Raw genomic sequence first — 19,996 nt, forward strand, 5'->3', positions numbered from 1 at the left:
CTATTACAAATGCCTTTTGCAAAAAAGAAACCGTTAGCAGAATTAAAAACTCCTTAGAATAAAGGCCTTTTATAATGATCTATAAATTTTTCAGCCTACCTCTTCACTTTGCTCTTCCCCTGTTAGAACCTCTTCAATTAAATCTTTAATAATCGTCGGGATCCTTTCAAAAACGTCAGGGGCGTACACCCTTTCCGACCGTTGATGCAGGTCTTTACCCCAGGGACCGATGTTTACCACTTTCATATTCAGCTTTTGCATTTCTTTAAAGGGGATACTATACACCTCATCCCAGCCGGGACTGTTTCGTTTGATGACAGCAATATCCTCGGGCTTTCCTGTGAATCCACAGTAGCTTAAATCACTCATCCCCATGAAGTATTCGTTTTTTTGAAAGGCAAAGTTGTAGTATTGCTTCGTAATTCGATTTAAACGCTCATCCAGTTTCAAATCATCTCCGATGATATTATGATTGTTGATATGGGGATAATAGGGTCCTGAAAGCCCAATGATCACCACGGGTTCCTCGATGTTAATGTGCTCGCCGGCTAAGGCAATAAGCTTAACCGACAATTCCGGCAGGGTTACCTTATTATCTTTAAAATCCTGTTTTAATAAAAACAGGGTCTCCTCATATTCTGTTACAAACCGTTCTCCCCCGTCTTCCTTTGCCCACTCATAGGCCTCTTCAAAGTCTAAAATTATAGGGGAGTAATCAATGGGCTCGTAGTCCTGGTGATTCATTTCACAAAAAGCCTGATAGGACCCATCCACAAATACCAGGGTTTCCGTTACCGCTTCCTGAGCAAACTCTTTAAGGGATTCCAGGATCTCATGGGGTTCCTTTACAAAGGTCAGCCAGTTGAAAAAGCCCACCGCTGCTTCGGGAATAGAGGCGTCGTACACCTTTTTTTGATCCTTCAAATGAACCCACATCGGTGGCGGCGTGGCATCATTTTCATGAACATCGCATAGTCCCGGGTTTAGTTCCGTTCGCCGCTGAATGTTGGCCATGATCATCGAGGGACTGATGCCGTTATAGGGATTGCTGATGTGACTGGTCACCCCTTTAGCGTAAATAATGGGCATCACCTTTCCCACACTGCCTTCGTAGTATAGGGCTTTGTCCCGCACATTGTTAAAGTAGGGTTCCGAGTTGATGGCCAGTTTATAGTTCAGCCCGTATTTCTGATGGAGTTTATGAAGGAGCTCCACCCCCTGAAGCATGCCCTTAGAAATGGTTTCTTCATCGGGAACGGATAAAATCAGGAGGTTGCCTTTAAAATCTTTTCGTTTAGTGAAATGATCCACCACGCCCATTTGAAGGGCGGCACCGCTTTTCATATCCGCCGTGCCCCGACCAAAAATCCAGTTCTCATCCTGAAGATCCCGAAGTACCGCTTTCTTTTTCACTCGACTCTTCAAGGCTTCCTTCAGCTCTTCCGGACGAAAGGCCATATCCTCCAGACTGCCATATTCCTCGATTCCCACCGCATCGTGATGATGAATCAGTACCACCGTCTCTTTTCCTTCTCCCCTTACTAAGGCCCACACCACTTCCCTTCGAAAAGCATCATCTTCCAGGGGTTCCGTACCAAAATATTCCGGGTTCTCCTGAAAATATTCCCTTTCCCGGAACCAGTTAAGAATTACATCCTCAATAATCGGTTCATAGATTGAATTGGTATCACTTCGAATCGCCACCAGACGGTAAAAGATGGACTCGATAATTTTTTGCTGTTTTTCCGATAGCATAGTTAGCCTCCTTTATTCTTTAAAACTACTCATTTCGGATTTTCCTTTGAATTTTTAACAGGGTCCCCTCGGTTTGTAACCTCTACCCCCGCCATTTCCATTAGATACAGGGCGTTGGTCGTTCTGGAGGCTCCCGGTCGAAGCTTGTAGTCAAATTGAATTTCCCCGTCTTTATAGGTTTCTTGAAAATGATAATTTTTCACCCCCACCTTCGGATTTTCCTCCAGTTCCGTAAGCTCCAAGTCATGGGTGGATACCAGACCCACCCCTCCGGTTTCATAAAGCTGCTGAATCAGTATCTTCGCCCCGAGATGGCGGTCCATGGAATTGGTTCCTTTAAATATTTCATCCAACAGGAAAAATACCGGTTTTCCTTTTTTCGTCTCCTCCACAATCTCTTTGATTCGAAGGATTTCTCCGTAGAAGGAGGAAATGTTTTTTTCAATGTTATCGCTGATTCGCATACAGGTATGAATCTTCATCAGGGATGCTTCCATTTCCCGGGCACAGACCTTGGTTCCGATGTTCATAAAAAGAAGATTGATCCCGGCGGTTCTCAGATAAGTACTTTTCCCAGACATATTCGATCCTGTAATCAATAGAATGGGATTATCAGGGTTTAAGACAATATCATTACTCACCGCTCCCCCGCTAATGAGGGGATGGGCCAGGGCTTTCCCATGATAGACCGAGGGTTCCTGTGCCACCTTGGGCAGGGCCCAGTCCCGGTGATCCCGGTGAATATTCGACAGGCTCACCAGGGCCTCCACTTCCCCCAGGGTATCGATCCATTGCTCCAGGGCCTTTCCCGACTCCCTCTTCCACTGTTCCAAATCTACCAAACAACGGTAATCCCAAAGGGTGAGTATGTTAATGGGAATAAACAGCATGTTCTGCTTGTTTAACGTACGATTGGCCAGTTTTTCCAATGCTTTTAATTGTTCCGTTCCCGATTTTCCCCCTTCGGCTTTTAAAGACTGCTGCAGGGCTTGTAGGGCTTCACTGTTAAACCGGTGTTTCTCAAACACTTTCAACTGCCGGATGTACTGGTTCAGTTCCAGCTGATAATCCTTAACCATGCCCAGCACTCTTCCTCGCTTTAAAAATCCCAGGGCAAAAAGTACACCGTGGAGTGCCAGCAGCAATACGAAGGGCCCTAGGGGAAGCTCGGTGAAAATACCTGCAAGTCCTGTCAGTAATGTAACCCAGGGAAGAGCCTTCACGGCGAAAATCACCGCGGGCTTTGAAAAAGTCGGGTTCAGCGTGCTTCCCCACTGGATCACTTCCCGGAAGTCTTTCTGCTTTTTCCGGCCGACCCTTCCTTCCACCAGAAACCTTCGAACCCAAAGCTCTTTTTTCCCCAGTTCCTCTAACAGATTTTGTCGCCGGATAATGGCCTCTTCTTTTTCCAAGGGGCTGATTAACAGTTGATAGAGCTTTTGTTTCCCAAGAGCGGAAGTGGTATCATCAATCCATTGAAAGATGGAGTTCTGCCCAAAAATATCCAGGTCGTAGGAAAAGCTGTGGTCCCGGTCGATAAACTCCGTTCCCCGCTGTTCAAACTCCCGCCAACGACCTTCTTTTCTCATTCGCTGCTTTTTATAGAGGTCCTGATATCCTTTTAAATACTGCTCCCCTTCCTTTAAGGTTTCATGGCTGAGGACAAAGGCCACAAAGCCAATAAAAGAGAAGATAAACCCTGTCCATAACAAAAGATTCTCCCGCTGAAAAGCAAGCATAAAACCGGTGCTCAAAAATATCAGCACCATGGCCACCCGAAGGTTGCTCAGTTTTTTTTGCCGTTGATGGAGTTTCTCCCATCGTTTATGAAACTTCTCTTCCCCCCTATGATACCTGGGGTAAACCTTCTCAGCCTTTGTGTATTCCATTTCCATTCGATTATTTCCCTTCTTTTTCTAAGATTCTAAAGTACCCGGAAATTTTATCCAGGCCCTCTTTCACTGTTTTGGAATCATTAGCATATCCGATCCTTAAATAGCCCTCCTGCTCCAGGGCCTCCCCAGGGACCACAAAGGCACCGGTCTCTCGAAGGAGGCTTGAGGCTAGATCCCTTGACTTGATCTTATAGTCGTATTGAATTAAAGCGGTGGTTCCGGCGGCGGGCTTTTGATAGGTAATGCGCGGTTCCCGTTTCACCCATTCCTCCAGAATTTTGGCATTTTCCAGGATCAGGCTTCGATTCCTCTTTAAAATTTTATCCTTTACCTCCAGGGCAATCCCCGCTAAGTAATCATCAATTTTCCCGCAGGAGATGGTGTTGTAATCCCGGTGGATGTTAATTTCCCGAACCGTTTCCTTCCCTGCCATAATCCAACCGATGCGAAGCCCCGCTAGGGAAAAAACCTTGGACATGCTTCCCGTGGAGATCCCCTTTTCATATAAATCAAAAATCGACGGCCCGAAGGCTGCCCCTTGATGATTCAAACCCCGGTACACTTCATCAGAGAGAATATAGCTATCGTGGGCTTTCGCGATTTCTACAATTTCTTCTAAAGATGCTTTATCCATTAACGATCCCGTGGGATTATTGGGGTTATTGATGGCAATCAGTTTCGTGTTTTCGTTCGCCATTTTTTTCAGTGCCCCTATATCCGGCAAAAATCCATTTTCCAGGGTTAAGGGTAGAATTTTCACCGTTGCCCCCAGGGATTCGGGAATGGAATAGTGCTGCTGATAGGTGGGCATAACGGAAATCACTTCATCCCCCGGTTCCACCAAGGCGGAAAAGACCAGGTGATTGGCGCCGATTCCCCCATGGGCAATCACCACATTGGCGATGTTTCCCGACTCATAGAGACCGGCCACCCCTTCTCGCAGTTTATCCGTGCCGGGGATGGCTCCGTAGGTCAGCTGCATGTCATAAATCTCCTCGAGGGCTTCCTTTCCCCGCCCTTGGAAATTTAACAATTCTTTTACCGTCAGGGATTTTACACAGGTTTCCCCTAAATTGTATAGCGCATCATTTTCGTATTGATTCATCCATTCCTCAACGCCAAAGGGTTTGATTTTCATCGGGATCATCCTTTCATTCCTTTCTTTTTAGTATAGTGTATTAAATGAAAATTCACAACAACCGGGGGAATAAAAGTCCCGGTAAAATCTTACTATCATGACACTCCCGGTGACTCCCCCGAACCTCCTACCAAACCCCTTGCTTCCAAACCTACTTCCAGACCTACTTCCAGACCTACTTCCAGACGTATAGCCTCTATCCTGCTAGCCAAAAGAACTCCCTCCTCAAAACATCACAGCGTTTAGCTAGGAGGTGCATAGGCAGTTTTATTTTGTTTAAACACCTGTTTGCTGGGTAAAATATACTTGTAACCACTTTTCGTTGAAAACTGAAGCTTCGATCCTCCGGAAATCCCCACTTCAAATTTCCAAAAAATTAAGTGGGGGGAGTCTTCATGGGGTATAAATTAAACAAATACCTTTATGGGAAATTTCTAGTTATTCCTCAAAATAAATCGTACAAAGGCCACTTTTTCGAAAGAAAAAGGCGCAAAGTTCGGCGTCTACCGTGTATACCCTTACACCATGACGGTCCAACTGCCGTAATTTATTTTACGGCAGTTTTTTTGTTTGGGATCCCTTCCTTCATTAAGGCTCTCGGGAGTATAACCAGGGCTCTTGGAAATATAACTGTTTGAGAGTATTTCAGTAACATATTCTGTATTTTGTGTTTAAAGTACAGGATTCGAGGTATAAAACAAATAACAATCAATTTCAACTGAATGCTTTTATCAGTATGACAAAGGCAAACCCGGTGAAAGCCGGGGACGCAAAGTCTCGAGTCTACGGTGTTACAAAACACTAGGGCTGTCCGACTACCATAACTATTATGGTAGTCTTTTTTATTACCCTTTTATTGCTAGTATTGTCTCTCATAAAATAATCTTGCTTAGCTTAAGGACCAAGAATAAAGTCCTTACAGAAACGAGGAGCGTGAAAAAAATGAAGAAAAAAATTCCCTATTTAATCATACTTCTCGGTGTGCTTGTGGCGGTCTATCCCTTTGCCAGCAACCTTTACAGCTCCTATTGGGAGAATCGCATGCTTGATGAAGCGGAAGCCTTGCTCGGTGGAGAGAACCTGGCTGTTGAAGAAGACCTCTCCCAAACCGCGGCCTACAGCTTTACTCAAATGAATCAGGCCTTCGAAGAGGAGGAAGCTGAAGACCAAGATAATCCGCCCTCCCAGGAGGAGCCGGCGGAGTCTTCTTCCCAGGAAAGAACCGCGCCTCTTGACGACGGGCCTTCTGACAGTGAGGTAAGTTATGTTGAACGAGGCGCCGTCATCGGGAAAATAGAAATCCCTTCGATTGATGTAAACCTTCCCTTACTCTTTGGAAGCGATGCCCAAACCTTGGATCGGGGAGCCGGTCAAATGATTGGAACCGCCGCCCCCGGTGAAATCGGAAACACCGCCATTGCCGGACATCGAGCCAACCGGGACGGTCGATTCTTCTATCGTTTAAATGAACTGGATGTAGGGGATGAAATTATTGTTCAAACCCAAGACGGGACCTTTGTGTATACGGTTTACGATACCAAAATCGTGGATCCCACGGATTTATCCGTCCTCAACCGAAACCAGACCGATCGTATTGTTACCTTAATTACCTGTCATCCACGATATACCGCAGATTACCGGTTAATTGTCCACGGAAGAATAGCCGAGGATGGATAATCCGGGAGCTTCCCCTAAATATCTCCTTTGGAACATGGGGTACCGCTGACTTCCTAAAAGCGGTACCTTTTTTTGTGCAAATTTCCCTCGCCATTCAACCTGTAACTTTTTAAATTCAGGCTTGACGGATTGTTAATTTATTGTTACACTCCTTTCGCAAAATCCCCTTTTACCCTGGGTTTTGTGAACAGCGGCACAATTTCGCCTTGTATTTCACCGTTTTTTTTTCATTAATTTTATTGAAAATACACAAGATTCTTCACGTGTATTTTTTATATAGATTTTTATACATTTTTTCATAATCTCATATCCTTAGGAGGTATTACATTGACAGAGCGAACCTATGATCAACCAAAAATTCGTAACAAGGAAAAACGCAACAGGCTTCGGAATTTTTTCGAAAGCTTTTACCAGCTTTCCCATTTTGGCACCGATATTAAAACCGAAATTACCGCAGGCATTACAACCTTCTTAACCATGGCCTATGTTCTTGTGGTGATCCCCGGCTTTTTAGCCGATGCGGGAATGCCCCCGGAAGGGCTGTATACTTCCGTTTGCCTTATTGCCATCATCGGAACCTTTGCCCATGCCTTTGTTTCCAAACTGCCCTTGGCCACTTCTCCCGGTTTGGGCCTTACCATCTTTTTTGCCTATACGGTGGTAGGTCCCATGGGATATACCTGGCAACAGGGCCTTGCGGCGGTTACGGTTTCGGGAATGGTGTTTTTCATCATCTCCATTACCCCCGCCCGGGCGAAAATTATGAACAGCCTGCCCCAAACCATTAAAATTGCCATTACCGGGGGAATCGGTCTGTTTATTGCTTTAATCGGCTTTCAAAATGCAGGCATCGTCGTCGCAGAAGAGGGCGGCATGTATTTTGGAAATCTTGGAAACCCCAGTGTCCTCCTCAGCATTATCGGACTTTTTACCACTCTTTTGCTGATGGCAAAGGGGTTCAAAGCAGCGTTGATACTATCCATCGCCTTCACTACGGTCATCGGGATTCCCCTTGGGGTAACCGATCTGTCGGGGATCGGCTTTTTATCCATGCCGCCTTCCATCGGCGGTACCTTCTTCCAACAGGATTTCATGGGACTACTGGGTAATGATGGCATCGGATTTGCCCTATTAAATATTATCATGGTGATCTTAACCATTTCCCTGGTGGATTTATTTGATAATATCGGAACCATTCTTGCGGTAGCCGATCGAGGAAAGCTTTACAATGAAAATGGGGAAGTGCGAAACATGAAAAAAGCCCTCCTTTGTGATTCCGTTTCCACCACCATCAGCTCTTTTATCGGCACCACCACCACCTCTACCTATTTAGAGTGTTCTGCAGGGATCGCCTCCGGGGGAAAGACCGGACTTACCGCCCTGACTACGGGAATTCTCTTTGTGGTTGCCCTGTTTTTCTCAGGGATTGTGGGCATCATTCCCGGCGCCGCCACGGCTCCCGCCTTAATTGTTATCGGTATCCTTATGATGAACAGCTTAACCAAGCTGGACTTTTCTGATATTACCGAAGGGGCCCCCGCCTTTTTCACCATTGCCCTGATGCCCTTTACCAGCAGCATTGCCGAAGGGATTGCCGGCGGGATCATCTCCTATGTGATTTTAAAAGTAGCCACTAGAAGATTTCAGGAGATCAATCCTGTGATGGTGATTTTAGCGATCTTATTTGTGATTCGGTTTATGACCCTTTAGCCTTCACACCGGAAGATTTTTCACTTTTCTAGTGATCATAAAAAATCCGCCCCTTCCTTATACCTCTAAGGAAGGGGCGGATTTTTTGTAAAGATAATTTACGGCCGGGCAATTTGAATCCAAGTGGATCCGTATATCCGTTCGATCTCCTGGCCGTCCTCATAATAAAATCGGGTAGCCCCGTTGGGACTGGTTTTTTTCCAGGTTCCCCGGAAGCGTTGTCCGCTGACATAATAATCAATGGGGCCTTCTCCCAGCACCTCGGGAGTCGTTCGTCCCCGGCTGTCCCTGGGGTGATTGGTATACTGAACAATAACGTTTCGCGCCCAAATAGCGGCTCCCGTAGCGTCCTGGTGGCGACTGCCGTTGATCAGCCTTCTATAGGCTTCCTGATTCTCATCGTATTGATAGGAAATTCGATAGTTGTTGCTGTATTCTATTGAAAAGGAATTCCCTGAACTTCCCTGGCGGCTGATATGTCCCGGACGAAGCACCGAGCCGGGAGAAGAACTTCCCTGTCCCAGGGTGGATAAGTTAACGTAGAGGTTATGAGGGGCCCGCCGGGCACTGTCCCGATAAAAATCACCGTGGGACAAGGCATTGGTGTAGCTCACTCCCCAGTCTCGGATCCGTTCCAGGTTATCCCTGCTTCCGCTGGCGGTAATAAAGTTTATATTATTTTCCCAAGCAAGCATGATACTGTGTTCCCTTGCGCTTCGAATCGGACCCACCTTGGAAGGAAGCTCATGAAAAAGGGCCAAGTAACGGGTTGCCCGCCCCTCCACTTCATACTCATACACAATGTTTGCCTGGGATAAACCATGTTGCGGTCTTGCATTGGGATGATTGTCCAGGGCGATACCGTAGATCGGCTTTCCCTCCGATTGAGGAACCCGTGTTAAGGCCTCTTCCAGCTCTTCCCGTGAAGCTTCTAACAGGAGTGTTAGTGTCTCGCGCTGATCCTCCAGGTTTATTCGCTCCGCCTGCATTTGGAATTTTCGATCTTCAATATTATCCCGTTGTTCTTCCATGGCCAACCGTTGTTCTTCCGTTCTTTGCTGCTCTTCCCTGACGGAACTGATCAGTTCCGCATCCCGATCAGCAATTCTTTGCATATAGGCCAGTCGAATGATCAGGTCCCCAAAATTATCCGCTGCCAGCAGGGTCTCTAGATAGGAGGTCCCCCCTTTCATATAGGAGCTTCTTACCCGACCCCCGAATTGCTTTGTGGTTTCCTCCAGTCTCTTTTGAGAATCCATCAGGGCAGCTTCCGTGTCTTCAAGCTCCTGCTCGATTTTGGCAAGTTCTCGATCCAGTTCATCCAAACGCTCCAACCGTCCTTCAATATCCTCGTTCAGCAGTCGGATGGTTTCTTCGTATTCAGCGATATCATCTTCAATTTCCTCCACTTCTTCCAAGGGATTATCCGGACTCCCGTAAACCTCCGACTTATGTCCGCTTGCCATCCCTATAAAAAGCAATAGTATAAGAGCCATAATAGTAATTTTACGATACATTTTTCAACACCTCCTTTACACTACACCTTAAGATACTTTCGAATGGATACAAAGCTTCCGAAGCCTGCCATCAAAGTTCCCATAATCATTAATCCTAAAAAGATCGGCAGCAGTCGCTCCATATCGGTAACCGGTTGAAATAACAGGATCAAGGAATCCTGTCCGAAGGCCGAGGCCAATTGGGTATAAATCATCCCTAAGGCTAGGATCGCAACCACGGTTCCCGTCCAACCCATCACCATTCCCTCCATTAAAAAAGGAAATCGTATATAGCCGTTACTGGCTCCCATATATTTCATAACCACCACTTCTTCCTGACGTGCCACGGCGGAGAGTCGAATGATGTTAACAATCAAAAATACGGCGCCCAGGGCAATCAGTACCCCTAAGGTTAAAAATAAGGCGTTTAGTCGACTGGTAATCTGCATTAAGCGGGTTACCAGTTCCTCCCCATAATCCACCAACTCTACTTCCGGATAAGCCCCCACGGTCTGGGCTACAACCGCTACCTGCTCCGGCTCGGAAACCTGAACCCGGATCAAGTCCGGCAGGGGATTGTCTTCCCCTTCCAAATCCCGTAACAGGGTCGGGTCCCCCATGGTTCTTGAAAAGTTCTCCAGTCCCTCTTCCTTGGAAACGAAGGTCTGTTCCGTTACCCCTTCTAAACCGGCAATCTGGGCTTCCACCTCTGAAGCACTTACCCCTTCTTCCAGGAACACGCTGATTTCCACATTGGATTCCAAGGTATGTATAAACTGATTCACATTTGTGGTTACCAGTAAAAATCCCCCTAAGATAATCAGGGATATGGCAATCAGCCCGGAAGTAAGAAGGGCGAGCCAGGCATTTCTTGACAGCGATCGAAAACTTTGTCTGATACAATATCCAAAGGCATATCTATTCATGGTCATACCCTCCTTTCTCATCCCGTTTTAGTTTTCCCCCGGATAAGGCTACCACCCGTTTTTGCATACGATCCACCAGATCCCAGGCATGGGTGGCGATGACGATGGTGGTCCCTTCCAAGTTGATTTTTTCGAACAACTCCATTAACTGCAGGGCATTGTCCCGGTCCAAGTTTCCCGTTGGCTCATCGGCCAGAATCAAATCCGGATTTTTAACAATGGCTCGAGCGATGCCCACCCGTTGTTGCTCTCCTCCCGAAAGCTCTTTGGGAAAGGCTTTTTGCTTGTGACTAAGGCCTACTTTTACTAAGGCTTCCGGAACTTTTTCTTCGATTTCCTTTGGAGAATACCCCAGAACCTCCAAGGCAAAGGCCACATTTTCAAATACAGTTTTTTGTTTGATCAGTTTATAATCCTGAAAAACCATCCCGATTTTTCGACGATGTTCCAGAATATCCTTTTTTTTATAGGCAGCGATATCCTTGCGCTCAAAACTAATCTGTCCTGATGTTGGAAGCGTCTCCCGAAAAAGCAGTTTAATGATCGTACTCTTACCGGCACCGCTGGGACCCACTAAAAAAAGAAACTCTCCGGAGGTTAGTTCTAAGGATAGTTCTTCTAAGGCCGGATCCTCGGTTCCGGGATACAGCATACTTACTTTATTAATTTCTATCACGATGAATGCCCCTTTCTACATTATTAAATCATTGACAATCATATTAAGATCAACAATATTATACCATATTCTTATTAAAAAACAGGTATCCTTTTACGTTCAACGTTCAACGGATATTTGTTAAACAATCCGTAAAAAAACCTCTGAATCCCGGTATTATTAGGTTCAGAGGCGATTTTCACAACCTTTGATTATTTATGGTAGGGTTCTCTTTTTAAAATTTTAAAGCCCCGATAGATTTGCTCCAGTAAAATGAGACGCATCAGTTGATGGGGAAAGGTCATTTTAGAAAAAGAAAGACGAAGATCCGCTCGCTGTAAAATCTCTTTTGAAAGCCCCAGGGAACCGCCGATAATAAAAATCCAATGGCTTTTCCCGCGAAGGCCGTACTCTTGAAAGGTCTCCGACAGTTCTTCAGAAGTCAGCATTTTCCCTTGAATATCCAAGGCGATCACCTGAGCACCTTCGGGAATTTTTTTTACAATCCTCTCAGCTTCCTTTTCTTGAATGATTGACACTTCCCGGAGACTTCCTCCCTCTAGGGTTTTTTCATCGGGCACTTCCCAAACTTTGACCTTGGCATAGCTCTGCAGTCTTTTCAGGTACTCTTCCATCCCGATTTTCAAGTATTTTTCTTTCAGTTTTCCTACGGCAATAATGTCGATTTTCATTTTCTGACTCCTTGCATTTTCCTTTTTTCCTTAAAATACCACTTCGATATCGATTTCCTCTTCCCCTCGAACAATGGTGATAATGGCCCGGTCTCCCGGCGTGAGTTTGTAAAGCTCCCGAATCAAGGTGCCTCGATTCCGTACTTCCTGACCATTCACTCCCACGATCACATCTCCGGACTCGATGTCGTATTCTTCTGCTACGGACCCGAGGTTGACTTCCGCTACATAAAATCCATGGTCCACCGGCAGTTCTTCTCCCCAGCTTCGCTGATAGACCTCGGCGTTCAGTCCCTGAACCCCCAGGTACACCGGCTGAAATTCTCCGGTTTCCGCAAATTGTTCGATGATGGGTTTGGCGGTGTTAATGGGAATCGCAAAGCCTAGACCCTCCCCGTTCTGTAATTTTGCGGTATTGATGCCGATCACTTCCGCATCGGTGTTCAGTAGAGGACCCCCGCTGTTTCCAGGATTAATCGATGCATCGGTCTGTATAAAGTTATCGATCCCCTCGGCGCTGCCTCCGGTAGTTGGAATCGATCGATTCAGTCCGCTGACCACCCCTTGGGTTAAGGTCCGCTCAAAATCCAGACCCATGGGGTTGCCAATAGCAATGGTAATCTCTCCCACCAGAAGGTCATCACTGTCCCCTAAATTTGCCGTGGGTAAGTTTTCTTCATCCACTTTGATAATGGCCAGGTCCAGGGATGCTTCGTTCCATAGCACCTCCGCCGGCAGTTCCTCGCCATCATGAAGGAGGACCATCAGCTCCGTTACCTCTCCGTCTCCGATCACATGGGAGTTTGTGAGAATATATCCCCGTTCATCGACGATGACTCCGGTACCCAGTCCCGGTCGTTCCCGTAGATCTCCAAAAAACAGGTCCCGTTCCAAGGTTACGGTAGTGATTCCTACCACCGAAGGCATGGCCTGTTCCGCCACGGCGGAATAAATATTTAAGTCCAGACCTTCCTCCACAGAAATAGAGGGACTTTCTTCTCTCATGTCCGGCATGGCCCGGTCAATAAAATCCGGCAGGAGATAGACTCCTCCGCCAAAGACTAGGGCTCCTCCCAGGATAACTCCTAACAGAACCCCTAGAAAGCCCACCTTGCCCTTGGAGGTTTTAGTCGGTTTGTTCTTTAAGGTATCGGTTTGATCCCTTGGCTCTTCTCCTTGGTTTTTCCCGGTGATCTTTTCTCCTTCCGGATGATCCTCTAAGAAATCCTCCGTGGAAGAGGGGGTCTGATAGTAATAATAGGTTCCACTCCCCTGGTTTTTCTCTTGGTATGTTTTCTTTTTATTTTCCCGCTCTTGATCCATGCTTTTCCCTCCTGCTCTCAAGAAAGTTCCCCCGCTTCCAAGGGGAAGCCGGTCTCCTAGTGTTAGCTTTTATTAAACTCATATACCCGTCCGATGCGGTTCCTAAAAGCGATATCCACATTTATTTTTAAATGCTTTGTCCGTTGACGTTCCGAAAGCATTCCCTGGATAGTGGATAAGGCCAGTTCCGGGAAATTGTTTTCTTCACTGAGGTGGGCCAGTACAAAGTTCTCCACCTTGTTTTCCGCTAAATAACAGATACAGTCCCCCGCCGCTTCATTGGAAAGATGTCCCTGGTCCGAAAGAATCCTCCGTTTTAAAGAATAGGGATACCTTCCGGATTTTAGCACTTCCACATCATGATTTGCCTCTAAGACCACAAGGTCCGAACCCTTGATTTCTTCAAGGATCTCCGGTGTCATACAGCCGATGTCCGTGGCGATACTGACCTTTTCTCTCCCTCCGGACACCGTGAATCCCACGGATTCCGCCGCATCATGAGAGGTTTTATAGGGTTTGATTGTTAATTTTCCCATGGAAAAAATTTCATTGGTTTGAAAAGTTCTTCGGTTTTTTTCCGCAATCTTTCCGATTTTATCCTCCATGGCCTGCCAGGTTCCCTGATTGGCATATACCGGAAGATCATACCGTCTTGAAAGGATTCCCGCCCCTTTAATATGATCAATGTGTTCATGGGAGATCAAAATCCCCGACAGGCTTTCGGGATCTATGTCAATTTCCGCCAAACGGTTTTCAATCTGTTTACCGCTTAGACCCGCATCCACTAAGAATCGCTGTTCTCCATCGGAAAAGGCGTAACTGTTGCCGGCACTGCCGCTGACTAATGAACAAAATCGTATCAAGTCTTTTTCCTCCTCGATTTTTCTCCTGGGGCTACACTTCTTTCTCCACTTCTTGTTCCTTTACCAGCTCTATTTTTCCCCCGAGACTTTGTAGCTTTTCCTCAATCCCGTCATACCCCCGTAAAATGTGCTGCACCTCTCGAATTTCCGATTGCCCCTTGGTGCTGAGGGCGGCAATCACCAAGGCGGCGCCCGCCCGGAGGTCCGAGGCGATCACCGTGGTGGGAGATAATTTTTTCACCCCTTCAATAATGGCGACTTTCCCTTCCACCCGGATCACGGCTCCCATGCGTTTTAACTGTTCTACATGCTTAAATCGTCCTTCAAAGATGTTTTCTGTAATGGATCCCGTGCCTTCGGATATGGCCAGCAAGCTGGACATCGGCTGTTGAAGATCCGTGGGAAATCCGGGATAAACCAGGGTTTTAACATCCGCACATTTTGTTCTCCTGGACGTTTTCACCCGGATTTCATCCCCGTTTTCCTCAATGCTTACATTCATTTCTCTGAGTTTGGCTGTGACAGACTCTAAGTGTTTAGGAATCACATTTTTAATTAAAACATCTCCCCGAGTGGCCGCTGCAGCGATCATGTAGGTTCCCGCTTCAATCTGATCCGGAATAATTGCATGTTCACATCCCCCCAGCGTCTTCACTCCCTCAATTTTTATGGTATCGGTTCCCGCCCCTTTCACCTTGGCCCCAAGGGCGTTTAAAAAGTTGGCCACATCCACAATATGGGGTTCTTTTGCGGCATTTTCGATAATCGTTTCACCCTTCGCTTTCACCGCTGCAAGCATAATATTGATCGTTGCACCGACACTTACCACATCTAAGTATATTTTTGCCCCTTTGAGCTCCCGGGCCTGGACAGAGATGATTCCCTGTTCGATCTTTACCTTTGCCCCCAGTGCTTCAAATCCCTTAATATGTTGATCAATGGGCCGGGTGCCGATATGACAGCCTCCGGGGTAAGCCACCTTCGCTTTATGAAACCGTCCCAGCCCGGCCCCTAGAAAGTAGTAAGAGGCTCGAAGACCTCGTCCCATTTCATGATCCGCCTTGCATTCCTTCATTTTATTCGGCTCAATACGCACCTTATTAGAGGTTATTCGGGTATTTTCAGCATCCATATTCTCCAATATACTCAACAGGGTTCTTGTATCACTGATGTCCGGAAGGTTTTCAATCACCGTAGGTTCCTCCGCCAAAATACTCGCCGGCAAAATCGCCACCGCAGCATTTTTAAATCCGCTGATTTCCACTTCCCCTTTTAGTTTTTTTCCGCCTTGAATCACAAATTTATTCATTGTTTTCACTGATTTATATCAGCTTTCACCACCTTTTTATTTTTCAAACTTATCTTTTCCATTCTACCACTTCTTCGGATTTATTTCTACCAAAGAAGTGGGGGGACAACCTTTCTCCTCTTCGGTTTTTTTCTAAAAAAAAGAATAGCCCTTAGGCTATTCCGAGAATTATCAAAAATAATCTTTGTGCTGAAGCTGTTAATAATTTACAAAATTCAAGGGATTGGTCGGTTGGCCGTTTCTTCGTACTTCAAAGTGCAGATGGGGGCCGGTGCTTCTGCCCGTACTGCCCATAGAGCCGATTCTTGCTCCTTTATGCACCCGATCCCCGCTACTTACGTTAATCGCATTGAGGTGGGCATAATAGGTTTGATAACCGTTTTCATGGTTGATAATCACCAGGTTTCCATAACTTCCCCGATAACCTGCAAACTCCACTTGTCCTGCGTCTGCAGCGTTTACCGGCGTTCCCGTAGGTCCCGCCACATCGATGCCGTTATGCATTCTTCCCCATCGGGTTCCGAATCCTGAGGTCAAACGCCCCCGGGTAGGACTGCTGAAGGATCCCGTGGCTACCGTGGTGGGCCGTTCCGCGGTTCCCCGGGCGACAATTCGGGTAACCGGTTCCGCAATAATTTTTTCCTCTTCAATTTCCATATCTATTTTCCGGCCATTTTCCCGAATAACATAGCCGCTAATTTCCTTCTCTCCCGAGGCCCCTTGCTGAGTGATCTTTCGGTCCCCCTCATACATGGAGTCGGTATCATTGTATTCTGTTTCAAAATCGATTTCTTCCGTATATTCCACATGCTCTACCGTTCGTACAGTAATATAGGGCTTCGGCACGATGAGGTTCAGTTCATCTCCGATACTGATCATGTGCAGATCTTCCAAATGGCGATTGGCCTGTTCAATATCCTCCGAGGTCAGTCCATACTGTTTCGCAATTTCTGAAATGGTCTCGCCCTCTGCAACTTCATGGACTTCTTCCTCGTCGGTGCCTTTTTGCAGAATTTTTAAAGCATTGTCCTCTTCTTGAATTTCACCGAGGGAAACCAGCGCTTCTTCGATGGTTATCTCTTCGTTAAAGGCCACTTCTTCGTATTCCTTGTCTTCTTCCGTATAATCTTCTTTAATCTTATCCAGTAGCTTTGAGGCTTCTTCTTCGCTCCGTAGTTTGACTAAGGTTTCCCCTTCCACTTTAATGGTGTAGGCCTCCACATGATAATCAATGCTGGATAGGATTCTTTCCTCAATAACTGAAAGCTCCGTTAATGGGGTTTCACTTTCTTTGAATTCTCCCTTTGTAAAGGAGAGACTTTCCTCTTCTACCACAATATTCTCATCATGGCGATCCCGAAGATCCTCTTCCATATCCTTTACCATTTGCTCAACAATTTCCCGATTTTCCACAACGCCGATCTCTTCATCCTCAACGCTGACGGTATAACCTTCATAGGTAGGCTCCAGTATGGGCACTCCTTCACTGCTGAGGGTCACCCCTACTACCAGTAATACGGCAAAGCCGATACCTAAGACCACGCCTCCCTTTTGGGGAAGGGTAATCTTCTTACCTTTGATTTTTTCTTTTGTTTGCGCTGTTGTTGTTGCTATGTATCTTTTTATGTTATTTGTTTTTTCTGTTAATTTCAGGGTTTTTCGTTGTTTCTGCAACCATGCGCCGCTCTTTTCCATCTTATCTTTTCCCTGTTGCCTCAATTTTTGGAAGTAACCCATGCCTTCACCTCTTATTGGAAAGTTTTTTATCTATACTGCTGGAAAATCCTCGAGTTTTTTTATAGTAATTTAGTCATGTTTTTATCGATGCTTTTTATATTATATCATATTCTTTTACAGAATCAATAATAAATCTTTCCTTTCTCGATTTTTGTCGAAATTTTTCGATGCTTTGGTCTCCCTATGGGATGTGTTATAATAAAAGGACTATGAATGATAATTGGAGTGAATATCATGTTTTATAAAAAATCCCGATCCATTGAAGAATTAGAGTCTGTATCCATAGACAATATTTTTCTTAATAAATTTCTTCCCAAAGCCAACGGGACCTATGTTAAGGTCTATCTTTTGGGTTATCAAAAGGCCTTACAGACCGTTGAATCTTTCGGGGAGGCTCCCGTCACTTCCCACCAGTCCTTAGGAGAACTGCTGGGAATTCCCTTATCCGACGTTTTGGATGCTTGGAAATATTGGGAGGCCCAGGGAGTGATCAAAACCCACCCCCTCGGTCCATCCTCCCATTATGAAGAACGGGAGAATTTTTCCGTGGAGTTCCTGGATTTAAAAGAGAAATTTTTACTGGAACATCACTACCGGAAAACGATCTCCCATAACAAAGAAACCCCCAGGGAGAAGACACCGGTTGAAAAAACCGCTGAAGACAGTCCTTCCCAGGAAAGTCCCCCGGTGGGATCCGGTGAGCACTATAAAAATCCCTATAACTGTACCCCCGAGGACCTGATCGAGGCCAACAAAGTACCGCAAATACGCACCATGTTCGGAGAAATCAACAAAATCATCCACCGATCCCTCTACCCCAATGAAAAGATTGAAATCCTCGAGTGGTTTTTCAATTTTAATATTGAACCCCCCCTGATCGTGAAAGCCTACAGCTTTGCAAAGCATAAAAAGAACATTTCCACTGTTCAGTATGTAGGAGGCGTGGTGCGAAACTGGTACGATCAGGGAATTACTTCGGTAGAGCAGCTCCAGGCTCATCTTGAGTCCACCAAGGATCGTTTTTCCCTGTACAACCGGATCTTCAGGGCCCTGGGTTTTTCCAACCGGGAGCCCTCGGAAAAGGAACGGGAATTCATGGATCTTTGGTTCGATGACTTCGGCTTCTCCTTGGAAATTATTCTTCGGGCCTGTGAGGAGTCCGTGAAAATTGCAAATCCCAACATCAGCTATATCCATGGGGTCCTGAAAAACTGGCATAAGAATAAGGTAGGGTCTTTAGAGGATGTGGAGGAACTTCGTCAAGCCTCCAAACAAAAGAAAAACGCCAAACCCTCCCTGCAAAAACCTTCCAGGGATCAATTCAAAACCAAGTTCCATCTATCCGACAGTCGAACCTCAAAGTATAATGCGGAAGAATTAGAAGCCCTCATTATGAAAAGACAAAACAAAGAGTAAATGGGAGGTCTTACATGTTTCAACAATATATTAAAGAAATTTTAAGAGAATACGATCGCCTTCGACAGCAAAGTGAAGACCTGAAAAAACAGCGACGGGAGGAAGTATACCGTCGGGTACCCAGGATCAAAGAGATTGATCAGGAAATCGCAAGACTGGGACTGATGTTATCCAAGTCCATCATCGAAGCCCCCGGGGAAAGTCAACAACTGATGGACCGTATTTCCAAAGAAATGGAGAATTTAAAGGAAGACCGGGCCATGCTGCTTACAGAAAACAACATCCCCCTTTCTTACCTGGAAAAGGTTTATCACTGTGAACAGTGTAAAGACCGGGGATTTTTAGGAAATGGGAAAAAATGCGCCTGTTTTAAGCAAAAGCTCATTGACCGGGCCTATAATCTCTCCAACCTCACCAACACCCTGGATAAAGAAAACTTCCATAGCTTTAATATCGATCTTTTCTCCACGGAACCCTATGGGGAGGAAAAACGCTCTCCCCGGCAAAACATGATGCATCTACTCAATACCTCGGAGGGTTTTGTCATGAACTTTAAAGACCCCCAGACAAAAAACCTTTTATTTTATGGAGGCACCGGCCTTGGAAAAACCTTTTTGGCCAACTGCGTAGCAAAGGCCCTGCTGGATCGGGGGCATATCGTGATCTATCAGACTTCCTTTAAAATGATCGAGGTACTGGAGGATTTAAGGTTTCGTCGAAGCCAAAATAAAGAGGAATACAATCTGTTATTTGAGGCGGACCTTTTGATCATAGATGATTTAGGGGCGGAACTTACCAATTCCTTTACCAACAGTGAACTGTTTAACCTGATCAACAGTCGGATTCTTCGGGGAAAGAAAATTATGATCTCAACAAATTTAAGTCCTATGGAACTGGCGGAACGATATGATGACCGGATCTTTTCCCGGCTGATTGCCCATTTTGATGTGTTAAAGTTCTATGGTGAAGATCTTCGCTGGGAGAAACAATAAAAAAGCAAAAAACAAAAAACCTTTTCTGATAATATCAGAAAAGGTTTTTTTGAATTGGTGACCCCTAGGGGAATCGAACCCCTGTTACCGCCGTGAAAGGGCGGTGTCTTAACCGCTTGACCAAGGGGCCAAATGGTGACCCATCCGCGACTCGAACGCGGGACACCCTGATTAAAAGTCAGGTGCTCTGCCAACTGAGCTAATGGGTCGCTTTACTCACAGTTATATATATTAACGGATTCGATCTTGAAAGTCAATGCTTTTTTTGATCATTCTTTCTCCCTATATGATCCATATATGATAATGTCTTAATATATCACAAGTGACTATGTCCCAAATACTATTAAATCTATTATAATAGAACCTCAGGACTAAGAAATGAGGTGGACATAATCAGAAAGGTAATATTAAC

15 protein-coding genes, 2 tRNA genes and 2 riboswitches are annotated in these 19,996 nt (G+C 45.7%); of the genes, 4 read left to right on the plus strand and 13 right to left on the minus strand.

Annotated elements, in window-relative coordinates; all coding sequences use genetic code 11:
- Positions 1-90 precede the first annotated feature (90 nt).
- The 3 genes from ISALK_RS06225 to ISALK_RS06235 are packed head-to-tail and all read right to left on the minus strand — an operon-like array spanning position 91 to position 4,788.
- Complete coding sequence (locus ISALK_RS06225; RefSeq protein WP_160720235.1) at positions 91-1,755, minus strand: M20/M25/M40 family metallo-hydrolase; 1,665 nt, start codon at positions 1,753-1,755, stop codon at positions 91-93.
- A gap of 29 nt (positions 1,756-1,784) precedes the next feature.
- Positions 1,785-3,650 carry a MutS family DNA mismatch repair protein gene (locus ISALK_RS06230; RefSeq protein ID WP_160720237.1) on the minus strand — a complete coding sequence of 622 codons (1,866 nt, stop codon included), beginning with the start codon at positions 3,648-3,650 and terminating at the stop codon, positions 1,785-1,787.
- 4 nt (positions 3,651-3,654) lie between these two features.
- A complete protein-coding gene (locus ISALK_RS06235; protein WP_160720239.1) occupies positions 3,655-4,788 on the minus strand; it encodes an aminotransferase in 1,134 nt (377 codons plus the stop codon).
- 454 nt (positions 4,789-5,242) lie between these two features.
- Positions 5,243-5,333: riboswitch (cyclic di-GMP riboswitch) on the plus strand.
- Between the two features lie 189 nt (positions 5,334-5,522).
- Positions 5,523-5,611: riboswitch (cyclic di-GMP riboswitch) on the plus strand.
- A 119-nt stretch (positions 5,612-5,730) separates the two neighbouring features.
- On the opposite strand from ISALK_RS06235, the gene ISALK_RS06240 reads away from it, so the two are divergent.
- A complete protein-coding gene (locus ISALK_RS06240) occupies positions 5,731-6,465 on the plus strand; it encodes a class D sortase (protein WP_160720241.1) in 735 nt (244 codons plus the stop codon).
- 327 nt (positions 6,466-6,792) lie between these two features.
- On the plus strand, positions 6,793-8,175 hold the full coding sequence (locus ISALK_RS06245) for an NCS2 family permease (protein WP_201756847.1): 1,383 nt from the start codon (positions 6,793-6,795) through the stop codon (positions 8,173-8,175).
- Positions 8,176-8,273: 98 nt separating this feature from the next.
- Here ISALK_RS06245 and ISALK_RS06250 read toward each other — a convergent pair whose 3' ends face one another.
- The 8 genes from ISALK_RS06250 to ISALK_RS06285 all read right to left on the minus strand — a co-directional run bounded on the left by ISALK_RS06250 (position 8,274) and on the right by ISALK_RS06285 (position 17,176).
- Positions 8,274-9,692 carry a DUF3048 domain-containing protein gene (locus tag ISALK_RS06250; protein ID WP_160720243.1) on the minus strand — a complete coding sequence of 473 codons (1,419 nt, stop codon included), beginning with the start codon at positions 9,690-9,692 and terminating at the stop codon, positions 8,274-8,276.
- Positions 9,693-9,712: 20 nt separating this feature from the next.
- Positions 9,713-10,597 (minus strand): permease-like cell division protein FtsX, encoded by an 885-nt coding sequence (ftsX, locus tag ISALK_RS06255; protein WP_160720245.1) that lies wholly within the window; start codon positions 10,595-10,597, stop codon positions 9,713-9,715.
- Complete coding sequence (gene ftsE / locus ISALK_RS06260; protein ID WP_160720247.1) at positions 10,590-11,273, minus strand: cell division ATP-binding protein FtsE; 684 nt, start codon at positions 11,271-11,273, stop codon at positions 10,590-10,592. The genes ftsX and ftsE overlap by 8 nt, the downstream gene beginning before the upstream one ends.
- Before the next feature lie 191 nt (positions 11,274-11,464).
- On the minus strand, positions 11,465-11,944 hold the full coding sequence (gene rlmH, locus ISALK_RS06265) for a 23S rRNA (pseudouridine(1915)-N(3))-methyltransferase RlmH (protein ID WP_160720249.1): 480 nt from the start codon (positions 11,942-11,944) through the stop codon (positions 11,465-11,467).
- Positions 11,945-11,974: 30 nt separating this feature from the next.
- Positions 11,975-13,267 (minus strand): serine protease HtrA, encoded by a 1,293-nt coding sequence (htrA, locus tag ISALK_RS06270; RefSeq protein ID WP_160720251.1) that lies wholly within the window; start codon positions 13,265-13,267, stop codon positions 11,975-11,977.
- Between the two features lie 62 nt (positions 13,268-13,329).
- A complete protein-coding gene (locus ISALK_RS06275; RefSeq protein WP_160720254.1) occupies positions 13,330-14,130 on the minus strand; it encodes an MBL fold metallo-hydrolase in 801 nt (266 codons plus the stop codon).
- Positions 14,131-14,161: 31 nt separating this feature from the next.
- A complete protein-coding gene (murA, locus tag ISALK_RS06280) occupies positions 14,162-15,439 on the minus strand; it encodes a UDP-N-acetylglucosamine 1-carboxyvinyltransferase (RefSeq protein ID WP_160720256.1) in 1,278 nt (425 codons plus the stop codon).
- A gap of 198 nt (positions 15,440-15,637) precedes the next feature.
- Positions 15,638-17,176, minus strand: coding sequence for a peptidoglycan DD-metalloendopeptidase family protein (locus ISALK_RS06285; protein ID WP_160720258.1), 1,539 nt, complete (start codon positions 17,174-17,176; stop codon positions 15,638-15,640).
- Between the two features lie 234 nt (positions 17,177-17,410).
- Between ISALK_RS06285 and ISALK_RS06290 the strand changes: the two genes are divergently transcribed.
- Positions 17,411-18,592 (plus strand): DnaD domain protein, encoded by a 1,182-nt coding sequence (locus tag ISALK_RS06290; RefSeq protein WP_236660286.1) that lies wholly within the window; start codon positions 17,411-17,413, stop codon positions 18,590-18,592.
- Between the two features lie 14 nt (positions 18,593-18,606).
- On the plus strand, positions 18,607-19,584 hold the full coding sequence (locus ISALK_RS06295) for an ATP-binding protein (protein ID WP_160720260.1): 978 nt from the start codon (positions 18,607-18,609) through the stop codon (positions 19,582-19,584).
- A 55-nt stretch (positions 19,585-19,639) separates the two neighbouring features.
- On the opposite strand, the gene ISALK_RS06300 is transcribed toward ISALK_RS06295, so the two are convergent.
- Positions 19,640-19,714, minus strand: a tRNA-Glu gene (locus ISALK_RS06300).
- A gap of 3 nt (positions 19,715-19,717) precedes the next feature.
- Positions 19,718-19,793: transfer RNA gene (locus ISALK_RS06305), tRNA-Lys, on the minus strand.
- Positions 19,794-19,996: the final 203 nt, after the last annotated feature.

It is taken from the genome of Isachenkonia alkalipeptolytica, from assembly GCF_009910325.1.
GTDB classification, from domain to species: Bacteria; Bacillota; Clostridia; order Peptostreptococcales; family T1SED10-28; genus Isachenkonia; species Isachenkonia alkalipeptolytica.